At 68.2% G+C, this 20,212-nt stretch carries 25 protein-coding genes; 13 read left to right on the top strand and 12 right to left on the bottom strand.

Annotated features, from left to right (window positions below; translation table 11 throughout):
- Genes HUW46_RS33550 through HUW46_RS33540 form a run of 3 tightly spaced genes read left to right on the top strand, consistent with a single transcriptional unit; the run spans position 1 to position 2,844 of the window.
- Positions 1-903 carry an amino acid ABC transporter permease gene (locus tag HUW46_RS33550; RefSeq protein ID WP_215550262.1) on the top strand — a complete coding sequence of 301 codons (903 nt, stop codon included), beginning with the start codon at positions 1-3 and terminating at the stop codon, positions 901-903.
- Positions 900-1,676, top strand: coding sequence for an amino acid ABC transporter ATP-binding protein (locus HUW46_RS33545; RefSeq protein ID WP_215542761.1), 777 nt, complete (start codon positions 900-902; stop codon positions 1,674-1,676). The genes HUW46_RS33550 and HUW46_RS33545 overlap by 4 nt, the downstream gene beginning before the upstream one ends.
- A gap of 16 nt (positions 1,677-1,692) precedes the next feature.
- Positions 1,693-2,844 carry an NAD(P)/FAD-dependent oxidoreductase gene (locus tag HUW46_RS33540; protein WP_215542760.1) on the top strand — a complete coding sequence of 384 codons (1,152 nt, stop codon included), beginning with the start codon at positions 1,693-1,695 and terminating at the stop codon, positions 2,842-2,844.
- A 5-nt stretch (positions 2,845-2,849) separates the two neighbouring features.
- Here the strand turns inward: HUW46_RS33540 and HUW46_RS33535 are convergent, their stop codons facing one another.
- Entirely contained in the window at positions 2,850-3,425 is a 576-nt protein-coding gene (locus tag HUW46_RS33535) for a CGNR zinc finger domain-containing protein (protein WP_215542759.1), read from the bottom strand.
- An 81-nt stretch (positions 3,426-3,506) separates the two neighbouring features.
- On the opposite strand from HUW46_RS33535, the gene HUW46_RS33530 reads away from it, so the two are divergent.
- Together HUW46_RS33530 and HUW46_RS33525 are read left to right on the top strand one after the other, a co-directional pair.
- Positions 3,507-4,694, top strand: coding sequence for an epoxide hydrolase family protein (locus HUW46_RS33530; protein ID WP_215542758.1), 1,188 nt, complete (start codon positions 3,507-3,509; stop codon positions 4,692-4,694).
- Between the two features lie 251 nt (positions 4,695-4,945).
- Complete coding sequence (locus HUW46_RS33525; RefSeq protein WP_215542757.1) at positions 4,946-6,109, top strand: HNH endonuclease signature motif containing protein; 1,164 nt, start codon at positions 4,946-4,948, stop codon at positions 6,107-6,109.
- Here HUW46_RS33525 and HUW46_RS48940 read toward each other — a convergent pair.
- The 3 genes from HUW46_RS48940 to HUW46_RS33510 all read right to left on the bottom strand — a co-directional run bounded on the left by HUW46_RS48940 (position 6,095) and on the right by HUW46_RS33510 (position 7,502).
- On the bottom strand, positions 6,095-6,364 hold the full coding sequence (locus HUW46_RS48940) for a DUF397 domain-containing protein (protein ID WP_215542756.1): 270 nt from the start codon (positions 6,362-6,364) through the stop codon (positions 6,095-6,097). The genes HUW46_RS33525 and HUW46_RS48940 overlap by 15 nt on opposite strands.
- Before the next feature lie 89 nt (positions 6,365-6,453).
- Positions 6,454-6,636 carry a DUF397 domain-containing protein gene (locus HUW46_RS33515; RefSeq protein WP_215542755.1) on the bottom strand — a complete coding sequence of 61 codons (183 nt, stop codon included), beginning with the start codon at positions 6,634-6,636 and terminating at the stop codon, positions 6,454-6,456.
- On the bottom strand, positions 6,633-7,502 hold the full coding sequence (locus HUW46_RS33510) for a helix-turn-helix domain-containing protein (protein WP_215542754.1): 870 nt from the start codon (positions 7,500-7,502) through the stop codon (positions 6,633-6,635). The genes HUW46_RS33515 and HUW46_RS33510 overlap by 4 nt, the downstream gene beginning before the upstream one ends.
- A 137-nt stretch (positions 7,503-7,639) precedes the next feature.
- Between HUW46_RS33510 and HUW46_RS33505 the strand changes: the two genes are divergently transcribed.
- From HUW46_RS33505 to HUW46_RS33495, 3 genes are read left to right on the top strand one after another with little or no spacing between them, the layout of a single operon-like run.
- The gene (locus HUW46_RS33505) at positions 7,640-7,879 is read left to right on the top strand and encodes a hypothetical protein (RefSeq protein WP_215542753.1); all 240 of its coding nucleotides are present in this window, start codon (positions 7,640-7,642) and stop codon (positions 7,877-7,879) included.
- Positions 7,876-8,037: a hypothetical protein gene (locus HUW46_RS33500; RefSeq protein WP_215542752.1), complete on the top strand. Its 162-nt coding sequence runs from the start codon at positions 7,876-7,878 to the stop codon at positions 8,035-8,037. The genes HUW46_RS33505 and HUW46_RS33500 overlap by 4 nt, the downstream gene beginning before the upstream one ends.
- Positions 8,034-8,261, top strand: coding sequence for a hypothetical protein (locus HUW46_RS33495; protein ID WP_215542751.1), 228 nt, complete (start codon positions 8,034-8,036; stop codon positions 8,259-8,261). Before HUW46_RS33500 ends, HUW46_RS33495 begins: the two co-directional genes overlap by 4 nt.
- A 173-nt stretch (positions 8,262-8,434) precedes the next feature.
- On the opposite strand, the gene HUW46_RS33490 is transcribed toward HUW46_RS33495, so the two are convergent.
- Positions 8,435-9,061 carry a TetR/AcrR family transcriptional regulator C-terminal domain-containing protein gene (locus tag HUW46_RS33490; RefSeq protein WP_215542750.1) on the bottom strand — a complete coding sequence of 209 codons (627 nt, stop codon included), beginning with the start codon at positions 9,059-9,061 and terminating at the stop codon, positions 8,435-8,437.
- A 92-nt stretch (positions 9,062-9,153) separates the two neighbouring features.
- Between HUW46_RS33490 and HUW46_RS33485 the strand changes: the two genes are divergently transcribed.
- From HUW46_RS33485 to HUW46_RS33475, 3 genes are all read left to right on the top strand, one after another.
- Entirely contained in the window at positions 9,154-10,653 is a 1,500-nt protein-coding gene (locus HUW46_RS33485; RefSeq protein WP_215542749.1) for an FAD-dependent oxidoreductase, read from the top strand.
- Positions 10,654-10,691: 38 nt separating this feature from the next.
- Positions 10,692-11,093, top strand: coding sequence for a hypothetical protein (locus HUW46_RS33480; RefSeq protein ID WP_215542748.1), 402 nt, complete (start codon positions 10,692-10,694; stop codon positions 11,091-11,093).
- A 78-nt stretch (positions 11,094-11,171) separates the two neighbouring features.
- Entirely contained in the window at positions 11,172-11,879 is a 708-nt protein-coding gene (locus HUW46_RS33475) for a cysteine hydrolase family protein (RefSeq protein WP_215542747.1), read from the top strand.
- Here the strand turns inward: HUW46_RS33475 and HUW46_RS33470 are convergent.
- Complete coding sequence (locus HUW46_RS33470; RefSeq protein WP_215542746.1) at positions 11,844-12,764, bottom strand: LysR family transcriptional regulator; 921 nt, start codon at positions 12,762-12,764, stop codon at positions 11,844-11,846. The two genes, HUW46_RS33475 and HUW46_RS33470, sit on opposite strands and share 36 nt — an antisense overlap.
- A 92-nt stretch (positions 12,765-12,856) precedes the next feature.
- Here HUW46_RS33470 and HUW46_RS33465 point away from each other — a divergent pair, with 92 nt between their 5' ends.
- Positions 12,857-13,597, top strand: coding sequence for a maleate cis-trans isomerase family protein (locus HUW46_RS33465; RefSeq protein ID WP_215542745.1), 741 nt, complete (start codon positions 12,857-12,859; stop codon positions 13,595-13,597).
- 24 nt (positions 13,598-13,621) lie between these two features.
- Here HUW46_RS33465 and HUW46_RS33460 read toward each other — a convergent pair whose 3' ends face one another.
- Positions 13,622-13,984, bottom strand: a complete 363-nt coding sequence (locus HUW46_RS33460; RefSeq protein ID WP_215542744.1) for a hypothetical protein — start codon at positions 13,982-13,984, stop codon at positions 13,622-13,624.
- A 129-nt stretch (positions 13,985-14,113) separates the two neighbouring features.
- Between HUW46_RS33460 and HUW46_RS33455 the strand changes: the two genes are divergently transcribed.
- Complete coding sequence (locus HUW46_RS33455; RefSeq protein ID WP_215542743.1) at positions 14,114-15,082, top strand: chitinase; 969 nt, start codon at positions 14,114-14,116, stop codon at positions 15,080-15,082.
- A gap of 174 nt (positions 15,083-15,256) precedes the next feature.
- Here HUW46_RS33455 and HUW46_RS33450 read toward each other — a convergent pair whose 3' ends face one another.
- The 5 genes from HUW46_RS33450 to HUW46_RS33430 form a co-directional block, all read right to left on the bottom strand.
- The gene (locus tag HUW46_RS33450) at positions 15,257-16,030 is read right to left on the bottom strand and encodes an HAD family acid phosphatase (protein ID WP_215542742.1); all 774 of its coding nucleotides are present in this window, start codon (positions 16,028-16,030) and stop codon (positions 15,257-15,259) included.
- 73 nt (positions 16,031-16,103) lie between these two features.
- Complete coding sequence (locus tag HUW46_RS33445; RefSeq protein WP_215542741.1) at positions 16,104-17,282, bottom strand: THUMP-like domain-containing protein; 1,179 nt, start codon at positions 17,280-17,282, stop codon at positions 16,104-16,106.
- Position 17,283: 1 nt separating this feature from the next.
- Entirely contained in the window at positions 17,284-18,261 is a 978-nt protein-coding gene (locus HUW46_RS33440) for a class I SAM-dependent methyltransferase (protein ID WP_442860868.1), read from the bottom strand.
- Entirely contained in the window at positions 18,258-19,037 is a 780-nt protein-coding gene (locus tag HUW46_RS33435; RefSeq protein ID WP_215542740.1) for an enoyl-CoA hydratase/isomerase family protein, read from the bottom strand. Before HUW46_RS33435 ends, HUW46_RS33440 begins: the two co-directional genes overlap by 4 nt.
- Before the next feature lie 62 nt (positions 19,038-19,099).
- A complete protein-coding gene (locus HUW46_RS33430; protein WP_215542739.1) occupies positions 19,100-19,912 on the bottom strand; it encodes an ABC transporter ATP-binding protein in 813 nt (270 codons plus the stop codon).
- Positions 19,913-20,212 lie beyond the last annotated feature (300 nt).

The following is a 20,212-nucleotide window of genomic DNA, read 5'->3' as shown; positions in this document are numbered from 1 at the left end:
ATGCCGGAAGTAGTCGCCCCCGAGGTCCCGTCCCGGATCCTCCCGCGGCGCAGGTACGGGAACTGGGTCGCGGGTGCCCTCGTCGCACTCGCCGTCGCACTGGTACTCCGGTCGGCGATCACCAACGAGAACTTCTCCTGGCCCGCGTTCGCGCACTACGTCTTCGATCCCGCGATCCTGCTGGGCCTCGCGCGGACCGTCGAACTGGCACTGATCGCGATGGGACTGTCCATTGTGGTCGGAGTGTTGCTCGCGGTGATGCGGCAGTCGTCGAACAAGGTGCTGAACGCGGTCTCGAGCGCCTACATCTGGCTGTTCCGCGCGACCCCGCTGCTCGTGCTGTTGCTGCTGCTCTACAACCTGGCGGCGCTCTACCCCGAGATCTCGCTCGGCATCCCGTTCGGACCCGATCTGGTCACCGTGGGGACGAACACGGTCATCACGGTCGCGGGCGCCGCGATCCTCGGCCTCACCCTGCACGAATCGGCCTACTGCGCGGAAATATTCCGGGCCGGGCTCGTCTCGGTCGACCACGGTCAGCGCGAAGCGGCCGAGGCGCTGGGCATTTCGGGAGCGCTCATGCTGCGCCGGATCGTCCTGCCACAGGCGATGCGCGCGATCGTGCCGCCGCTGACGAACCAGTTCGTCAACGTGGTGAAGACGACCTCGATCGTGAGCGTGATCTCCATGCCGGAACTGCTCTACAGCGCGCAGATCATCTACGCCCGAACGTACGAGACGATCCCGCTGCTGCTGGTAGTGACGTTCTGGTACCTCGTGCTGACCGCGCTGCTGACCGTCGCCCAGCGCTACGTCGAGCAGTACTTCAACCGCGGGCGGGCAGGCGTCGCGACGGCTGCTTCCCGGAAGCGGTCCCGATTGGCTTTGGCGGAGGGACGATGACGAAACCGGTCGAGGCGCCCGCGGTCGAGATCCGCGGTGTGCACAAGCTCTACGGCTCGCTGCACGTGCTCCACGAGGTGGACCTGGTGGTGTCGCCGGGTGAGGTGGTCTGCCTGATCGGGCCTTCGGGATCGGGCAAGAGCACCCTGCTGCGGTGCATCAACAACCTCGAAAAGATCCAGGCCGGGATCATCGAGGTGCACGGCGCGCTGATCGGGTACCGGCGGCTCGGCGCGGACCTGGTCGAGACCACGCCGAAGCAGACGGCACGGGCGCGACAGCACATCGGCATGGTGTTCCAGCAGTTCAACCTCTTCGGGCACCTCACCGTGCTGCAAAACCTGATCGAGGCACCGATCCACGTGCAGGGCACCCCGCGTGCCGAGGCGGTCGAGCGCGCCGAGGCGCTGCTCGCCAGGGTCGGGCTCGCGGGCAAGCACGCGGACTATCCGGCGCAGCTTTCCGGCGGCCAGCAGCAGCGGGTCGCGATCGCGCGTGCGCTGTGCATGCGGCCGAAGGTGATGCTGTTCGACGAGCCGACCAGCGCGCTGGATCCCGAACTGGTCGGCGAAGTCCTCGATGTGCTGCGGGACCTCGCGAAGAACGAGATGACGATGCTCGTGGTCACGCACGAAATGGGCTTCGCGCGCCAGGTCGCGGACACCGTGGTGTTCATGGACCAGGGGCGGATCGTGGAGCACGGCCCCGCCGCCGAAGTACTCGACGCGCCGAAGCACGAACGCACGAAACGCTTTCTGGACAGGGTCAGCTGAGATGAAGGGATCGCTCATGGAATCGGCCGAATACGTCGTCGTCGGCGGTGGCGTGGTGGGCACCGCCACCGCGTGGAGCCTCGCCGGCCGCGGCGCGGAGGTCACCCTGCTGGAAGCGAACGAACTCGCGTCCGGCGCGTCCGGTGGTCCCGGCCGTCGCGGCGTCCGCGCGGGCGGACGCGATTTGCGGGAGCTTCCACTGGCCCGGCGCGCCCAGGAGCTGTGGCCCGAACTGGACACCCTGCTCGGCGCGCCGACCGGCTACCAGCGCGACGGCAGGCTCAGCCTCTACGACGTCGAAATCGCCGGTACCTCGGGCTGGCAGAGCCTTCCGGCCAAGGTCCAGGCGCAGCAGGCGGCAGGCGTGCCGTGCGAGATCGTCGACCGGGCACGGCTCGACGAGATGCAGCCGGGGATCGCCGACGAGGTGGAATTCGCGCTGTACACGCCGAACGACGGCACCGCCGATCACCCCGCGACGACGAGGGCGTTCGCCAAGGCCGCGGTCGAACGGGGTGCCACCATCGCCGAACACACGGGTGTGACCCGGTTTTCGCCGAACGAGGACGGCTCGGTGGTGTTGCATTTGGACGGTGGCGACCGGCTGAAAGCGACCCGGGGAGTGGTCCTCGCGGCGAACCGGTCGATACCACGGCTGCTGCTGGACTCGGCCGGGGTGACCCTGCCGATGTGGGAGAAGGCCACGCAGGTCACTTTTGTCGCCGCACCAACGGGATTCGCGCTCAACCACGCCGTCGGCCATCCCCGGCGATCGCTGTCGGTGAAGATGACCGACGAAGGCTCCGTGATGCTCTCCGGTGGCAGGCCCGGTGGCTGGGACCCGGTGACCGGCGTCGGCACCCCCGATCCCGTGGTGCTGCGGACCGCACTGGCCGATCTGGCCGCCACCTTGCCCGCACTGTCCGATGTGGACGTTCTGGCGGTCGACAACAACCGCGCCGACACGAGCACGACCGATCTCATCCCGGTGATCGACACGGTTCCGGGGATGGCTTCGGTTTTCGTCGGAACGGGCTGGAGCGGGCACGGGTTCGCGCTCGCTCCAGCGGTGGCCGAGGCGTTCACGAACTGGGCGTTGGACGGGGAGCGGCCGGATTCGGTCCGCCCCTTCACCTTCGAACGCCTCGGAGCCACGCGCCCGAACTGAGCCGTTCATTCCGCCGTGCTGGTGCTTTTGCGCCGGTTGGCGTTGAAACGCGCCTTTTTCTGGCGATTCCCGCACGTGTTCATGTCGCACCATTTCCGGGTGCGGCTTTGACTGGTGTCGAAGAACGCGGCCTGGCAGGTCGGTGATGCGCACAGGGCCAGTTTTCCGTCTCGTTCGCCCGAGATGATGCTGATCGCGTCGGCGGCGATCACGCTGAGGGCGTCTTCCACGCGGGAAGCCGAGCTGAGCTGCCATCGCCGCCTGCCATCGGGCGTCAGGACGGCGGCGGCCCGCCCCTGCGCGCTGCGGTCATTGATGACCCGGACGGCGGCTCCGGGGAGCGCGTCCTGGACCGCGGCCGCCGTCGCGGCGGCGTGGATCGACTCCCTCAACTCCTTGGCGAGATCGAGCTGGGCGGCGGTGCAGGAGTCCACGGCGAGGCCGCTCACCGCCAGCCAGTCGATGAGCCGCTGCGGCGTGGGAATGCGCTCCACGGCGTCGCCACGACGCTCCGTCAGAGTCGCCGTGAAGCTGGTCGCCAGCACGGTACCGAGGCGAAAGTCGGGGAACTCGGCACGCATGGAACCACCTTAGCAGGTTGCGCATCGGCGCGGTCGCCTGCTAGAACCGTCTTAGCCGGTTCACCACAGTCAGGAGGTCTCATGTCGATCAGCGACGTCCAAGCATTCGAAGCTCACGCGACCGACGCCGAGCTCGACGATCTGCGCTCGCGATTGGCCGCGGCGCGGCTACCGGAGGCCGAGACGGTCTCCGGTCCTCGCCGCTGGGACCAAGGTGTTCCGCTCGCCGACCTCGTCGACGTCGTGGACTACTGGCGCACCGAGTACGACTGGCGGTCGTTCGAAGAGCGCCTCAACCGGATCGGCCAGTTCCGCACGACCATCGACGAGCTGGGAATCCACTTCCTGCACCACCGGTCCGCGCGCGCGGACGCCACGCCCCTGCTCCTGACGCACGGCTGGCCGGACAGCATCGTCCGGTTCGTCGACGTGGTGGAGGAGCTGGCAAATCCCGGCGATCCAGGCACGCCCGCCTTCCACGTCGTGGTTCCCTCGCTGCCCGGCTTCGGTTACAGCGACAAGCCGACGACAACCGGCTGGGGAACCGAAAAGATAGCGGCCGCCTGGGTGGAACTGATGGAAAGGCTCGGCTACCACAGGTTCGCCGCACACGGCGGTGACTGGGGCGGCAACATCACCACGGTTCTCGCGGGCAGGTTTCCGGAGCACGTTCTCGGTATCCACAGCACGTTCGCGGAGGCAGTGCCCGGGGCGACCACGGACGGGCTGACCGCGGCCGAGCGCGAATGGGTCGAGGAAACCCGCGATTTCTGGAACGGATCGTCAACGCGCCACCGCGCGGCCTACGCGAAGCAGCAGGCGACCCGGCCGCAGACCATCGGCTATTCGCTCGTCGATTCCCCGGTCGGGCTTCTCGCTTGGATCCTCGACAAGTTCGCCGAGTGGTCGGACACCGAGGACAGCCCGTTCGAGCGGATTTCCCTCGACCGCATCCTCGACAACGTCACCCTGTACTGGCTGACGCGGACCGGTGCGTCGGCGGCCCGCATCTACTACGAAAGCCATAACTCGCTCGATCCTGAACTCCGGGTCGACGTTCCGGCAGCGCTCACCATGTATCCCCGTGATGTCGAGAAGTGTCCGCGTCCTTGGGCGCGGGAGCGGTATCGGCAGATCGTGCGGTGGCGGACGCCCGAAGCCGGGGGGCATTTCGCGGCGCTGGAGGTTCCCGAGTATTTCGTGCGGGATCTTCGGGAGGGGATTGGGGTGGTTCTCTCCCATGGCGGGCGTGTTTTGTTGACACGGTGAGAGTCACGGGCACGCCTTCGGCGCGCCGTGGGGAACTGTCGCTCCACGGTGCAGGTCGCGTCGTTGGTCACCAGCGACAGTTCCCCACGGAACGAAAACCTTTGGTCGCCTTGAGGTAGCGTCCCCGACGCACTGTCGGTCCCGATTCTTTTTCATCTTCCGTTTTGCCGTGGGCGCGTTGTGGCAGGTAGTGATCTTTTGTACACGATCGGGTGACGATCGCTTCTTTGCTGGTCGGTAGAATTGTGTTTATGACCACAAAACTGGTTTCCAAATCTGATTCTATCCAGCGTCGCGTGGCGATTATTCGGTATCAGCAGGCGATGCTGCTGCGGGATATCGCCGATATAGAGCAAGAGTCGTCACGAAGATCGACCGTGGGACAGGTGGCACTGCTGTGCTCCTTGACTCAGTCTGCGGCGGAGCGGAAGACGGCGCTCGCTGTCGCCTTGACCTCGTACCTACCCGAAACCTTGGCGGCGATGGAGAACGGGCTCATCGACGAGTACTCGGCCTCGCGGGTGTTCGAGGCTACGTCGTGCGCTTCTGAGGATGTAGCGTCCGAAGTGGATGCTCGGCTCGCCGGAAAGTTCGAACACCGCAACCCAACCGCACTGCGACGCATGACCAACTCGCTGCTCATGCGCATCGACCCCGAAGGCTACGAACAGCGACGCAAAGCCAAAGCCGCAGCGCGGATGCTGGAAATCCGGCACGGGGACCACGGCTCGTCGACCCTGTTCGCCGAGCTACCTTCGGATCGCGCGCAAGCCCTCTACGCCGCCTGCGACCAAGACGCGCTAGAGAAAAAGCGCCAAGGCGACAAGCGCACGATGGACCAACTGAGGCTCGATGCCCTGGTCGAACGGTGTCTGGGCGAGGCGTGTTGCGGTAAGCCGAAAGCCCAGATCTTCCTCCACATCGACATGCCCACGCTGATGGGCCTGCGCGACAACCCCGCCGAACTCACCGGCTGCGGCGAAATCTCCCCCGAACTCGCCCGCGAAATCGCCTTCGACGCCAACTCCGTCTGGAACCGCATCATCGACGAGCCGATCACCGGCCTCCCCCTCGACATCGGCCACAAGAACTACCGACCCTCCAAACGGATGCGAAAGTACCTCCAGGTCGCCCGCCGGACCTGCAGCATGCCCGGCTGCACCCGACCCGCGCAGTACACCGACCTGGACCACGCCACCGCCTGGAAAGACGGCGGCGGCACCGACAAAGTGAACCTGCGGCCGCTGTGCCGAGTGCACCACAAGTTGCGCGACGAACCCGGCTGGACCTTCACCACCGACGCGACCGGAAAACTGACCGTCACCACCCCCGACGGCCACAGCTACACCGAACCCCCGGACCCCTTCCGCAACCCCACTCCACCGCCGGACAGTCCAACCTCAGGCGCCGAGTGAAGTAAGAAACGCACCCCACGCCCGCGGACCGAGGTCAAGCTGCCCACCATCGCGATCCTTGGTGTCACGAACGCCGACGGTCGGCGAAAGCCGCACCTCGACACAGTCGGCCGTCTCCTTGCTACGACTCGACTTGAACCAGTCGTTGGTGCTCCGCATGCCGACGGCCGCTTCAAGCCTCACCTCAACGCAGTCAGCCTTGTCCGGGCTCCAGCTCGACTTGAACCAGCCATCGAGGCTTCGGTCAATAATCATTCCCGCACCTCCAACTCGGCAACACATCCAGCATCACGCAAAACACCCCCGGCATCAAGACGATGCCGAGGGTGCCGAACAATCGAAGATCAGGAGTCGAGCTGAGCGAGGAACGCACCCCACGCAGTCGGCGCGAGATCAAGATGCCCACTATCGCGGTCTTTCGTGTCACGAACGCCTACGGTCGGCGATAGTCGTACCTCAACACAGTTCGCCTTCTCCGGACTCCAACTCGACTTGAACCAGCCGCCGAGATCTTGGGACACCGTCATTTTTCTTCCTCCAATTCGATGATCACTCGCGCGATGAATTCCGCCGTATCCGCAGGGCTGATCGCTTTCTCCCGCACCTCTGCCGCAACGCGCCGGTAAAGCGCTACATCGTCGCGAGCGTGCAACATGAGCCCGGATCCATGCAGGTCGAGACTCACCAGCGGCGATGCCTGGTCGGATTCGAGCAAGATGAAATCGCCGGTCGCCGCCCGAGTCCAACCCGCCGAGTACGGCACAAGGCGGATGTCAACGTTCGGCAGTTCGGCGAGTTCGAGCAAGTACCGCAGTTGGTCGGCCTGAATCTCACGGCTCCCGACGACACGGCGCACCGCGGTTTCCTCAAGCAAGACATCGAGCTGGGCGGGGTTCTTTCTGGTAATCAGATCCCTGCGACCAAGTCGTGTGTACACCCGCTCGTCGATTTCGTCGTCAGGAACGCCGCCGTCGACCATGATGGCGCGGATGACATCGGCGGTTTGCAGCACGCCGGGGATGAGCAGCGGCGCGACGTGCGTGACCTTGGTGGCGGTGGCTTCGGCGGCCAGCAAAGCGTTCAGCTGCTGTCGGCGCTCCGGCAACGTGACCGCAAGCCAGGACGACTTGCTTCCCGCGGCGCTCGCACTCGCGAACTCGGTCAGCTCAGCTGCTTCGTCCGCATCGAGTTCCAATGCTTCGACGATCTTGGCCACATCTTCGGCCTTGGCCAACCGGTCACCGGTCTCCCAACGGGAGATGACACCCGAGTAGCTCGGCTTCTCGCCCATCACTTCGGCCAGCTTGCGCAGCGACAAACCTCGCGCCTCGCGCGCCTTCCGCAGCCGCTCGCCGAGGTTGAGAGACGCTGACGTGCGGGTGCTACCACTCATGCAACACATGCTAATGCAGGTCGCACAGCATCCACTTGTCACCCGATCAGGCCCTTGCCCGTCGCCGCTTCCGGCGTTGACACTGTTGATGTCAACAAGCGGCCGCTGTCGCAGCAGAATACACCGGGGAGACAAGCGTGGATGACCGAGGCTGGCGGCTCTTGCTGATCACACCGGCACGCGCACTGACCGGCGCACCGAGCCGAGTCGTGGTCGGGCTGATCAAGACCGACGCCGGTTTCCAGGTCGTCATCCAAGTCGGCGACGACACCCCAGCGGTACTCCTCCCCGCGCAAGCGGTCTCCGAACACATCAAGAACATGTACGCCGCGATCGCCGAGAAGGCGCGCCTCGATGCCATGGGCAGGTCCCGATGAATCCCGTTCCCGTGTACTCGATCGAAGAGTCCAAAGCGGACAGTGAGCGGATCCGCGTGCACCTCGTCGAGCCGAAGATGCCGCCGCCGCTGCAGTGCGGCGGGCGGTGGCGGTTCCGGGTGCGGCGCGCGTTCCACCGGCGCCAGGTGCGGCTGTGAACCGGATACCGGCCGATGTCCTGATCCGGGTGTACGCGGGCGACTGCCAGCGGCACGCCTACTCGCTCGCCGCGGTCGAGGATCCCGCGGTGCGGGCGGTGTACCCGCGGTGCGCGGACATGGCGCTCGGCGATCACGCGCACCGGTGCGACCAGCTCAGCAACCGGGACCGGCGGGACGCACCGCTGTGCCCCGGCTGCGCGGTGTGGTTGCGCCGCGCGTGACCGAATACCGGCCGGTGATCGGCGGTCTTCGGCACCGCACCGCGCTCGGCGCCCGCCCGGCGGACGGAACCGATCTCAAGACACTGTGCGAAATGCGGTGGAAAGTGCACCGCGGCCCGCGTTCGCCCGCTGTGGGTGACTGCGAAGCCTGCGAAGTGGCCATTGTGGACAGTTCAGTGCGCTAGCCACACCCGAATCCCGGCGAGCACGATGGCGAGCCCGTCTTCGAACTGCCCTTCCGGATCGCCGAGTGGAAGCGCCGACGTCACCACGGCCAGCATCGGCGGTTCGATCCGCTCGGCCAGCGCTTCCATCCTGGCGGGGTAGCGCTCGTCGACCTGGCCCGGCAGCGGGTACACCGCCTGCTCCTCGATGGTGAACCCGACGACGTAGGTGTACACCGTGAAGATCGCGCGGCCGACGCGCGCCGGGTCGAAGCCCTGGCCGACCAGGAACCGGACCACCTCCTCGTTCGGCGAGCCCTGGTCGGTGAAGAACGTACCCGCGAAAACCTTCGCCCCGTCGCGGTAAGCGAGCATCATCCGGCGGAGACCCCGCGCGCGCTCGGTCAGCACGTCGTCCCAGCCACCGTCCGGAAACGCCGCGAGGTCCTCGCGATCGCGGTACATCTGGGTCGCCATCTCGTCGAGCAGTTCCTGCTTGTTCTTCATGTGCCAGTAGAGCGCGGGCGCCTTCACCCCCAGCTCCTGCGCGATCAACCGCAACGTCAGCCCGTTCAACCCCACGTCGTTGAGCAGCCGCAACCCGGCCCGCGCGATGTCCTGCCTGCTCAGCGCCATGTCCACTACCTCTCACCCGGCCGGCCCTTGACACCTTAACAACATTAAGGGCACTGTGGAAATCACCGTTTAACAACGTTAAGGGGATGGGGATGGACAGCAAGGTGAACACGGACGTGGTGGTGGTCGGCGGTGGGCCCGTCGGGCTCGCGCTCGCGACGGAACTCGCGCTCGCGGGCGTGGAGGTGGTGGTGCTCGAACGGCTCGCGGAGCGCAGCGGCCAATCGAAGGCGCTCAACCTCCAGCCGCGCACCGCCGAGGTCTTCGATCTGCGCGAGCTGTTCGACAGCGCGCAATCCCGCTCGATGTCGACGGTCGGCGACGGGCACTTCAGCGGGATCCCGCTGAGCTACGACGGCTGGCAGACCCGGCACCCGTACCAGGTCGGGATCCCCCAGGCGCAGACCGAACAGGTGCTGGAGGAACGGCTCGCCGAACTGGGCACGAAGGTCCGCCGCGGACACGAACTCGTGTCGTTCGAGTCCACTGAGGACACCGTCGTCGCGAAGGTGCGCGACGACGGCGGCGAGTACGAGATCGAGGCCGGTTACCTCGTCGGCTGCGACGGCGGGCGCAGCCGCGTGCGGAAACTGCTCGGCGTCGCGTTCCCCGGCACGGATCCCACCAGGTACGCCATCGTGGCCGATGTCCTGCTCGGCAAGATCCCCGCGACCATGACCACGACGTGGCGTTCGGTCCGCGACATCTTCGGCGAAGAGGACTTCGGCAGGCAGGCCGTCACCGGCACGATCCCGCTCGGCGAGCCGGGCCTGTTCCGCGTGCTGGTCCGGCTCGCCGACGAGGAACGCCTCGACCGCGATACGCAGGTGCCCGACGAACTGGTCATCGGGTTCCTGAAGAAGGCCCACGGCGACGAGATCGAAGTCGTCGAAGTCCGGTCCGCCTCCCAGTTCTCCGACACTTCTCGTCAGGTCGAGCGGTACCGCGTCGGGCGGGTGCTGCTCGCGGGCGACGCGGCGCACATCCACTTCCCCGCGGGCGGCCAGGGGCTCAACCTCGGCGTGCAGGACGCGGTGAACCTCGGCTGGAAGCTCGCCGCCGACCTCAAGGGCTGGGCGCCGGACGGGCTGCTCGACACCTACCACGCCGAACGGCACCCGGTCGGCGAGCGCGTCATCGAGAACACGCGCGCGCAGATGACGCTCACCGGCGACGAACCCGCCAGCCGGGCAATGCGCAAACTGTTCCGGGAGATCGCCGAAATGCCCGAGGTGAACCGGAAACTCGCCGGGATGATCTCCGGCCTGGACATCCGCTACCCGTTCGACGGGCCGTCGCATCCATTGCTCGGGGCCAGGATTCCCGATGTGGAACTGCGCGTGGACGGCGAAACCCGTTGGGCGAGCAGCCTTTTCCACTCCGGGCACGGCGTACTGCTCAGCGGCGACCCCGCCCTGCTCGACCTCGCCCTGCCGTGGCGCGGACGCGTCGACGCGGTGGAGGCGACCGGTCTTCCCGAGGTCGCCGCGATGCTGGTCCGCCCCGACGGGTACGTCTGCTGGGTCGGTACGGGCGGCGAAACCGGTCTCGACGCCGCGCTGCGCACCTGGTTCGGCGAACCGGAAAACTGAACGGGAATCAGCGGGACCCCGGGGATTAGACTGTCGGCATGGCCGGGCAGGCCGGGGTCCCGCTGGCCAACCTGCTGCTGTACGCGGTGGTCGCGATCGCGCCGACGGCGGCCGGTTGGGCGATCCTGCACGTTTCGGGTCCCGCGAAACGGGTTCTCGCGCGGTTCCGGCCGCCCGCACCGGTACCCGCGGGCCCACCGATCCAGCGCCTCGCCGCCGATCTCCGCCGCGTGCACCGGATTCTCGCCGAAACGCCGCCGGGCACGCCGGCCGCACGGCGCGCGGGCACCCGTCAGGCCTACGACACGCTGCTCGCCGAGGCGTGCACCGCGGTCGGCGTCGAAGAACGGCTCGCCACGATTCCCGAAGGCACCGGCCGCGAAATCGAGCGGCTCCGCGTCGAAGAGGCCTTGCGCGGTCAAGGACTCCGGATTCCCTGACGCGGCGGTTTGCTGGTCGTGACCCCCTCGACACAATGAGGCGTCGAGGACCTGTGACGACGAGCGGGGAAGGCGACCATGACCGCCACCACGGTGCTGATGATCGACATGCAGAACTCGTACCTCGCCGACGACGGGGTGCGGGAGGCGCTGGGCTGGCCGCCGATCTGGCGGCTGCCCGAAACGATCGACGCGTGCGCGGAACTGCTCGCCGCGGCTCGTCGCCAGCGCCTCCGGATCATCTACTCCCGCTCGGTGGGCAGCGCGGCCGGCGGGCTCGGCACCCACCCGCGCTCGGCAAGACTGCTCGCCCATCGCGCGCACCGCATGCCCGAACTGACGGCAGCGCAACGGGAATGGAACCGCCAGATCATGGACGCCGTCGCCCCGGAAGCCGATGACGTGGTGCTGACCAAGACGAGAGCGAGCCTGTTCGACTACACCGAACTCGAACCGCTTCTGCACAACCTCGGTGTGCGGCGGCTGATCGTGGCCGGTTTGCAGACCAACGTCTGCGTCGAAGCCACCGCCCGCGCCGCGCTCGCCCGCAACTTCGAGGTCGCCGTCCCGGACGACGCCGTGTCCACCGACGGCCCCGCGCTGCACCACGCCGCACTGAACTCCCTGCGCGTGCTGTACACGGAAGTCGCGCCGTGGCGGGAACTCCTGGCCCCGGGGGCGGCGTGGGACCGCGCGTTCACCACCCCCGACTACGGCCGCGACCCCACCTACTGGTCCGAGAAGACCGGTTCAGGGGTCGGGCACCCAGGCGTCGGCGGGCAGTAGGCGCCAGTCCTTCTCCCCGGCCAGTTCCTCGACGGCCGCGTGCAGCGCCGCCAAACCCGGATGACCGCGGTACTCGCGGTAGATCATCGCCCACGGGAACACCGGGACCGGATCCACCACCGGCAGCAGCACCGCACCCGGCACCGGCGCCTGGCTCGCCAGGACGAGCACCGGGAAATCACGCAGCCGCACATGCTCCGCCAACTCGTCGGCACCACGCAAATGCGGGTGCTTCGCCGCCGATTCGATACCGAACGCGGTGAACAACCGCGTGACCAAATCCGTCCAGCCCGGCGTCACGTGGTCCCCGGTTTGACAGCACGGCACCGTGCCGCGCAACGCGGTCACCGGCACGGCGTCGAGCGCGGCGAGCGGATGCCGTTCGGGGACGAGCGCGGCGAGTGGTTCATACCGCACAAGCCGATGCCGGATCCCGTCCGGCAGATCCCGCGCCCACCCGAAGGTGACGTCGAGGCCGCCGGCGTGCAGCAGCGCGGATTCGTCCCCGGTGTGGAACCGGCCGAAGAACTCCAGTTCCGGTGCCAGGCGGCGGGCCCGCGCCAGCACCACCGCGGGCGTGAGCGCCGGGCCCACGACGTCGACCGTCAGCGTTTCGGTCTCCTCGCGCAGTTCGCGGACGGTGGTGTCGTGCAAGGCGACCAGTTCCCGTGCGCGGGCCAGCAACGCGGTGCCCGCCGGGGTGAGCGCGACGCGGCGGGTGTTCCGGTCGAGCAAAGGCTTCCCGACCCGGTCCTCGAGCTTTTTGACGTCCCTGCTGAGCGCCTGCTGCGCGATGAACAACCGGTGCGCGGCGCGGCTGAAGTGCAGTTCCTCCGCGACCGCGATGAAATGCCGCAGCAGCCGGATGTCCAGGTCTTCGGGCACACCGGCGTTCTACCAGACTTACCCGCGAACGGCGTAAATCGTCGCCGATCAGGTGTTGGACCGCCACCGCGCTGCGCGGTGAGGATGAGTCCATGAAATACCTGATCCCCGCGGGGCCGGGCCGCCAAACCCCGGTGGGAGTGGTGGCTTCGTTCGACTTCACGCGCGACCGGGAACTGTGGCGCTGGGTTCCGGCCGACGTTTCGCTCTACGTGTCCAGAACGGACTCGGTGCCGCTCGACGACAGCTTCGAACTCGTGTCGCGGCTCAACGATCCCGCGATGCTGACCCGCCCGACCCGGGAAGTCACGCGCGTCCCGATCAGCGCGCCGGTGGTCCACTATTGCTGCACGGCGGGCAGTTTCGTGGGTGGCCTCGCCCGCGAACGCGCGCTCCGCGAGGCGATGACGGAGGCGGGCGCTCCGGCAGCGGTGACCACCTCGGGTGCGGTGCTGACCGCGTTCGAGGTGCTCGGCGCGCGCCGGATCGCGGTCGTGCACCCGTACGTGGAACCGATCGCGGCCAAGCTCGCCGATTTCCTGGCGGAGGCCGGGATCGACGTGCTCAGCAGCCGCGGACTCGGCCTCGAATCCCGGGTGATCGGCGCCGTCGACTACGCCACGACGGCGGACCTGATCACCGGCGGCGACCACCCGGACGCCGACGCGCTCTTCGTCAGCTGCACGCTGCTGCCGACCTACGATCTGATCGCGCCGCTGGAACAACGGCTCGGCAAGCCGATCGTCACCGCCAACCAGGCCGGGATCTGGGCCACGCTCCGCGCGATCGGCGTCAAGGCGGAGGGACCGGGACAACGCCTCATCCGGTACTGACGCGGGCGCGGTGAGCTGGTGCCGTCATGGCAGTGTTCGGACCGTCCCGAGTCGCGAAAGGTCGTGCGGAGCCGAACCAAGGGACTGCCCCAGCATCCGGCCGGTGGCCACGTCGACCATGACCGTCAGCACGGTGCCCCTCGGCGCCTTGCTCCCCCGGGGTGTCCGCGCGTAGTAGTTGACGAAATCGCCGGTCATCTGGACGAAGTACGTAGGATCGTCAGCGGCGGGCCGACTGCCGTCCGTGCGCGACAGCGCATACCTACCGGTGATCACGTACTCGATGTTCCTGGGACTGGGCTCGCCGTTCATGCTCGCCGCCCGCCTGGCGGTGTCCTCTAGCCCTGCTGGCGCCGACGAGGGATCGCCGCCGCTGTTGACCGACATGGGCCCCGACCCTACCCGCGGTAGCCCGGCGCGCCGTCCTCCGAACGGACTATGGCCCCGTCCGCCCCAGTGGTCTATACCACTTACGGAGGCAATGCCGCCTCCCGAGTCCGGTCCCCGGAGGTCCCCATGTCCCTGCTCCGCAAACTTCCCGTGGTAGGTGGTCTGCTCGCGCTGGCGTTCGGCGCCACGGCCGTACCAGCCGATGCGGCACCGGGTGCGCCGCTTCCGGTCGCGCCGTACGTCGACCTCGGCGCCTGGCCGACACCGAGCCTGTCCGGGATGGCGCAGGCGGGCGGCCTGCGCGCGTTCACGCTCGGGTTCGTCACCTCGTACGGGTGCAAGGCGAGCTGGTTCGCCGCCTACGATCCGCGAACCGGCTGGCAGGCGGACGAAATCGCGAAGATCCGCGCGGGGGGCGGTGACGTCAAGGTGTCGTTCGGCGGCGCGTCGGGGATCGAACTCGCGCAGGCGTGCGGCACGCCGGAAGCGGTGGCCGCCGAGTACGACGCGGTGGTGAAGACGTACAAGCTCGCCTACATCGACCTCGACATCGAAGGCGCCGCGGTCGCCGACCCCGCGTCCGTGCAACGCCGTTCGCAGGCGCTCGCGATCGTGCAGCGGAACAACCCCGGGCTCAAGGTCTCGCTGACCCTGCCCGTGCTGCCGAGCGGGCTGACCCAGGACGGGGTGAACGTGGTGCGGTCGGCCAAGAACGCGGGCGTCGACCTCGACCTGGTCAACGTGATGGCGATGGACTACTACCAGGGCCCCGGCGACCAGGGCGCGAAAGCGGTGGCCGCGGCGAAGTCCACGCAGGCGCAGGTGAAATCCGTGCTCGGGCTGTCGGACGCGGCGGCGTGGAAGAAGATCGGCGTCACCCCGATGCTCGGCGTCAACGACTCCGGCAACGAGATCTTCTACCAGAAGGACGCGCGCACCCTCATCGACTTCGCGAGGACCGTGCACCTCGGCATGCTGTCCTTCTGGGAACAGGGCCGCGACGCCAACGCCTGCAACGGTCCCCTCTACAAGTGCACCAACATCTCCCAGCAACCCTACGAATTCTCGAAGCTCTTCGCCTCCTACTCGGGCTGATCCCGCGGACCCGGGCTGTGCCCCGAGCGAAGCGAGGTCCGCGCCGGAAGCGTGCAGTCGGTCGCAGGGCCCCCTGGGCCCTCTAAATTTGCGATGGCAGGGCGCCAACGCACCCAGGGCGCGACTCCCTCGAGAGCCGCGCCCTGGCAGCGCAAATTTTGCCGACCGATAAAATTACGGCAGGTAGTACATGGGGTTGGGGAGTTTTACGGGCTTTTCGGCGTAGCCGCCTTCGAGATCGCTGAACTGGTCACCGAGGTTGAGCACGATGGTGGTGCCGGTCGACGCGAGGTGCGCGCGGGTGCCCGACTTGTACTGCACGGTGTTGCAGGTCAGTCCACAAGGGAGGTACGGCGGCGCGGCGCCTTCCGGCTTGAAGAAGGCTTCGGCCGGGGTGGGGTAGCCCTCGTTCGCCAGGTTCTTGAGCGAGGCGGGGCCCTGGCTCTGCTTGCGGCCGGTCAGGAAGTACACCTTCACGCCGTGTTCGGAAGCCCAGCGCGCGAGCCCGAGGGTGGGCTTGATGGCGGTGAACTCGCCGCTGTCGATGGCCTTCTGCTGCTTCACCGGGTCGAACCCGAAGTCGTTGTCGGCTTCCCAGCCGTAGGTGCTCTCCGAGGTGTCGTCGATGTCGAGCACGATCGCGGGGTTCTTCACCCCGTCGACGAGCCGCTTGGACAGGTACCGCTTCGCGGCGTCGACCTGCTTGGCCGTCTCGGCGGCCCACTTCCCGGTGTCCGAGTAGTGGTGCTTGCCCGCGGCGTCGAGGTAATCGCCGTAGTAGGCCTTGACGTCGTTCTTGACCTGGCCGATGTTGGCCGGTTCCTTCGGGGCGCGGGCGGCGTCGTCACTCGACGCGATCGCACTGGCACCACCGGCGACGGTGGCGCCGATCGCCGCCGCCGCGGCGAGTTTCACGAGACCGGACACACGGGTACTGCTGCGCAACATCGGCTCTCCCTCAGAAAAAATTCCACGTCCGCGGAAACCTAGACGGTAGTACCGGTTCGTTCCACCCGAAACGCTAATTTTGTCCACTTTGGGCTTGGCAGACGAAGGCGACGGGTGACCGGCCGATGCGGGTGAGCACCACGCTCGCCTCGGCGGGACCACGAGGTTTGAGCTTGCGGCGCAACGCATCCGGGTCGACGTCGAGGCCGCGGACGAGGATCTCCAGCCTGCCGACCTCGCGCTTCTTCAGCGCCGCCCGCAACGCCTTCTCGGTGTACGGCCCGTGTTCGAGCACGCGGAACGCGCGGACACCCGGCGGCGGGGTGTCACCGGTGAGGTACGCGATCCGCTCGTCGAGCTGCCACAACCCGTGGCGCGCCGCGTAATGGCGCACGAGACCCGCGCGCACCACCGCGCCGTCCGGGTCGACGATCCACTCCCCCGGCTCGCCCGCGCCGACGTCGTCGGGGTCCTCGCTGGTGATCGTCCACTGTGTACCATCGCCGCGCAGCACGGTCGCCCGCCGCGCCACGCCCGCGAGCCCTCCCCCGTACAACGCGGCTTCGCGCACACCGCCGTCGAGCGACACGAGTTCCACTTCACCCGCCCACGGCACCAGCGCCGGGTCGATCCCGGGCGAGCACTTCACCAGCAGATCGCGCCCGCGGTACGCCTCGGCCAGTTCGTCGAGCGGAGGTGTGAAGTCCGACGGCCGCCACGCGCGCCTTCCCGCGGCATCGCGGCGCGCCGGATCGGCGACCACCACGGTGTCCTTCGTGACCGGCCGCAGCGCGTCCGCACGGGCCAGCGCGGGCGCCACGCCCGCCTCGGCGCAGTTGTGCGCGGCCATGGCGAGCCGCACTTCGTCCACATCGGACCCCATGCAGCGCGAAGCGGTCGCGGCGAGCGCCACGAGATCGGCGCCGATCGAACAGGTCACGTCGTGCACGTCCCTGCCCGCGAGCCGCCGCGCGCGGTGCCGGGCGACCGGCGACGCGCTCGCCTGCTGCAGCGCGTCGCCGGTGAACAGCCAGCCGGTCGCCGAGTCCACTTTGGAGACCGATTTCCGCCGCAGCAGCACCGTTTCCAGCACCGCCGCGGCGAACTCGGTGCCGACGACCTCGCGCGCGGCGGCGACGTCGGCGATCCGCGAGCGATCCGTCAGCGGCAGCTCGGCGCACGCCGACAACGCGGCCACGCCCCCGGCGGAGCGGAGGAACGCCACATCCGCGAGGGAAAACCGGTAGGCCAACTCAGTCGGAGCTGACCGGCGGCTTGGTGCCGGTGATCATCACGTTGTAGAACAGCTCGCGCGGCAGCACCTTCGCCAGCACCTTCTTGTCCAATGCGGACAGCCGCAGCCACAGCTTGTAGGCGAACAGGCGCCACCGGACGGTCAGCTTCTCCTGCGGCACGGCGGCTTCGAAGGTCCGGATCGGCCAGCCCGCGAGCGCGGCGGCGAACTCCTCGGTGACCGCGCGGACGTCCTGCGCACCGGCACCGCGCGCCTTCGCCTCGAGATCGGCGGGGTCGAACGTGTGGATGTCGACCACGGCCTCCAGCGCGGCGGCGCGGGAGGACTCGTCCAGTTCCTCCTGCGGACGGCGCCAGCCGCGCAGCGCGGGCAGCTTCGTCACGTTCGTGGTGAGGAACCAGGTGAACTGGCCGAGCTTGCGGGCGTAGGTGTCGCCGATCTTGGTCGGCTCACCGGCGAAGACGAACCGGCCGCCCGGCTTCAGCACGCGCAGCACCTCGCGGAACGCGGCGGGCACATCCGGGATGTGGTGCAGCACCGCGTGCCCGACGACGAGGTCGAAAGTGTTGTCCGGGTACGGGATCCGCTCGGCGTCGGCGACCCTGCCGTCCACGTCGAGGCCGAGCTTCTCGGCGTTGCGCAGCGCCACCTGCACCATGCCCGGCGACAGGTCGGTGACCGAGCCCTTCTTGATCACCCCGCCTTGCATGAGGTTCAGCAGGAAGAACCCGGTGCCGCTGCCCAGTTCCATCGCGGTCGGGTACGGCTGTCCGTCGGTGCCGGCGACGGCGGCGAACACGTCCGTGGCGTAGTCGATGCAGCGCTCGTCGTAGGAGATCGACCACTTCTCGTCGTAGGTGCCCGCCTCCCAGTCGTGGTAGAGCACGTTCGCGAGCTTCGGGTCGGCGTAGGCGGCCTTGACCTCTTCTTCGGAGGCGTGCGGGTTCGGTGCCGGGTCGGTCACGTCCGTGCTCACTTTCCCTCGAACGTGGCCTTGCCCGGCCCGTTGTCGATGAACGACTTCATCCCGTTCGCCTGGTCCTCGGTGGCCCACAGCGCGGTGAACAGCTGCGTCTCGATCTTCAGGCCGGTGGCGAGGTCGACCTCGAGGCCCGCGTCGATCGCGGCCTTCGCGTGCTTGAGCGCCACCGCGGGGCCGTTCGCGAACTGCGCCGCCCACTTGCGCGCGGCGGCGTAGACGTCGTCCGGTGCGACGACCTCGTCCACGATGCCCAGCGCGAGCGCCTCTTCCGCCTTGACGAAACGGCCGGTGTAGATCAGGTCCTTCGCCTTGCTCGGGCCGATCAGCCGCGCGAGGCGCTGGGTGCCGCCGGCGCCGGGGATGATGCCGAGCTGGATCTCCGGCTGCCCGAGCTTGACGTTGTCGCCAGCCACGCGGCGGTCCGCGGTGAGCGCGAGTTCGAGCCCGCCGCCGAGCGCGTACCCGGTGATCGCGGCGACGGTCGGCTTCGGGATGTTCGCGAGCGCGGCCAGCGAGCCCTGCAGCGCGGTGCCGAAGGTCGAGACCTCCACGTAGGTCCGCGCGGCCATCTCCTTGATGTCCGCACCGCCCGCGAAGGTCTTCTCACCGCCGTAGAGCACGACAGCGCGGATGTCGTCGCGTTCGGTGACCTCGGCCGCGGCGTCGGCGAGCTCGATCTGCACCTGGTTGTTGAGCGCGTTCACCGGCGGCCGGTCCAGCCGGATCGTGCCCACCCCCGCGTCGACCTCGATACTCACGAACTCTGCCACGCCATCCTCCATCCAACGCCGTGCAAGCTGGTTCTCCGCAGGCTACCGGGCGGTAGCCGAGATCACCTTCGGCGGGCGAAGAACCGGTCGCCGGAGCGTTCGAGCATCAGGTCCTGGTCGAAGGTCTTCGACAGGTTCTCCGCCGTCAGCACATCGTCGATCAGACCGGAGACGACCGCACTTCCGTCGCGCAGCAGCAGCGCGTGCGTGAACCCCGGCGGGATCTCCTCGACGTGGTGCGTCACCAGGACCATCGCCGGGGCGTCCGGGTCGAGCGCGAGCGTGGACAGCCTGGCGACGAGGTCTTCGCGGCCGCCGAGGTCAAGACCGGCGGCGGGCTCGTCGAGCAGCAGCATCTCCGGGTCGGTCATCAGCGAGCGGGCGATGAGCGCGCGCTTGCGCTCGCCCTCGCTCAGCGTGCCGAAGGTCCGCTCGGCGAGGTGGGCGATGCCCAGCGCGCCCAGCAGTTCGGCCGCGCGCTCGGTGTCGAGCGTGTCGTAGACCTCGCGCCAGCGCCCGAGCACCGCGTAACCGGCGCTCACCACGACGTCGCGGACGATCTCCTCGGCGGGGACCCTGGCGGCCAGCGCGGCCGAGGTGAACCCGATGCGGGGACGGAGCTCGAAGATGTCGACCCGGCCGAGGCGTTCACCGAGCAGGTCGACCGTGCCGGTGGTCGGGTGCAGCTCGGCCGCGGCGAGGCGCAGCAGCGTGGTCTTGCCCGCGCCGTTCGGGCCGAGCACCACCCAGCGCTCGTCCAGTTCGACGGCCCAGTCGAGGCCGGCGAGAAGCTCGTTGCGCCCGCGGCGGACGCCGACACCGGCCATCCGCACCACGAGATCGTCAAGGTTGTCGGTCTGCGTCGGCTCGCTCACGAACCCATTGTGGCCACCGAAGTTGATCATGTCTCGGCGGCACCCCCGTGTCGCGGATACCAGGACGTGAGACGGGACACCGCCGCGGCCGCGCGTATGGCACGATCGCGATCGTGATCAGGTCACCGCTGCTGCAGGCGCCCGTATTCGGGCGCGAGCTCTGGCGTGACCGCACCATCGATCTCCTCCTCGTCGCCTCCTGCGGGTGTACCACCACGCGACCCGGCCGCTGAGCCTTCTTCGCCGTGCCCGCTCGCCGCGGGTATCGCGGCCGCGTCGCGTCGTGTGCCCGACACCACC

It is taken from the genome of Amycolatopsis sp. CA-230715, assembly GCF_018736145.1.
GTDB lineage: Bacteria > Actinomycetota > Actinomycetes > Mycobacteriales > Pseudonocardiaceae > Amycolatopsis.
The sequence above is the reverse complement of the archived record's forward strand: the minus strand, read 5'-3'. Positions and strand labels throughout refer to the sequence as shown.

Excerpts from the sequence above, each read along its gene's own strand:
- HUW46_RS33525 (WP_215542757.1), top strand. The coding sequence starts at position 4,946 with ATGACCACAAAACTGGTTTCCAAATCTGATTCTATCCAGCGTCGCGTG.
- HUW46_RS33480 (WP_215542748.1), top strand. The coding sequence starts at position 10,692 with ATGGCCGGGCAGGCCGGGGTCCCGCTGGCCAACCTGCTGCTGTACGCG.
- HUW46_RS33465 (WP_215542745.1), top strand. The coding sequence starts at position 12,857 with ATGAAATACCTGATCCCCGCGGGGCCGGGCCGCCAAACCCCGGTGGGA.
- HUW46_RS33510 (WP_215542754.1), bottom strand. The coding sequence starts at position 7,502 with ATGAGTGGTAGCACCCGCACGTCAGCGTCTCTCAACCTCGGCGAGCGG.
- HUW46_RS33515 (WP_215542755.1), bottom strand. The coding sequence starts at position 6,636 with ATGACGGTGTCCCAAGATCTCGGCGGCTGGTTCAAGTCGAGTTGGAGT.
- HUW46_RS33530 (WP_215542758.1), top strand. The coding sequence starts at position 3,507 with ATGTCGATCAGCGACGTCCAAGCATTCGAAGCTCACGCGACCGACGCC.
- HUW46_RS33460 (WP_215542744.1), bottom strand. The coding sequence starts at position 13,984 with ATGTCGGTCAACAGCGGCGGCGATCCCTCGTCGGCGCCAGCAGGGCTA.
- HUW46_RS33500 (WP_215542752.1), top strand. The coding sequence starts at position 7,876 with ATGAATCCCGTTCCCGTGTACTCGATCGAAGAGTCCAAAGCGGACAGT.
- HUW46_RS33475 (WP_215542747.1), top strand. The coding sequence starts at position 11,172 with ATGACCGCCACCACGGTGCTGATGATCGACATGCAGAACTCGTACCTC.
- HUW46_RS33545 (WP_215542761.1), top strand. The coding sequence starts at position 900 with ATGACGAAACCGGTCGAGGCGCCCGCGGTCGAGATCCGCGGTGTGCAC.
- HUW46_RS33450 (WP_215542742.1), bottom strand. The coding sequence starts at position 16,030 with ATGTTGCGCAGCAGTACCCGTGTGTCCGGTCTCGTGAAACTCGCCGCG.
- HUW46_RS33485 (WP_215542749.1), top strand. The coding sequence starts at position 9,154 with ATGGACAGCAAGGTGAACACGGACGTGGTGGTGGTCGGCGGTGGGCCC.
- HUW46_RS33490 (WP_215542750.1), bottom strand. The coding sequence starts at position 9,061 with ATGGCGCTGAGCAGGCAGGACATCGCGCGGGCCGGGTTGCGGCTGCTC.
- HUW46_RS48940 (WP_215542756.1), bottom strand. The coding sequence starts at position 6,364 with ATGATTATTGACCGAAGCCTCGATGGCTGGTTCAAGTCGAGCTGGAGC.
- HUW46_RS33535 (WP_215542759.1), bottom strand. The coding sequence starts at position 3,425 with ATGCGTGCCGAGTTCCCCGACTTTCGCCTCGGTACCGTGCTGGCGACC.
- HUW46_RS33550 (WP_215550262.1), top strand. The coding sequence starts at position 1 with ATGCCGGAAGTAGTCGCCCCCGAGGTCCCGTCCCGGATCCTCCCGCGG.
- HUW46_RS33455 (WP_215542743.1), top strand. The coding sequence starts at position 14,114 with ATGTCCCTGCTCCGCAAACTTCCCGTGGTAGGTGGTCTGCTCGCGCTG.
- HUW46_RS33540 (WP_215542760.1), top strand. The coding sequence starts at position 1,693 with ATGGAATCGGCCGAATACGTCGTCGTCGGCGGTGGCGTGGTGGGCACC.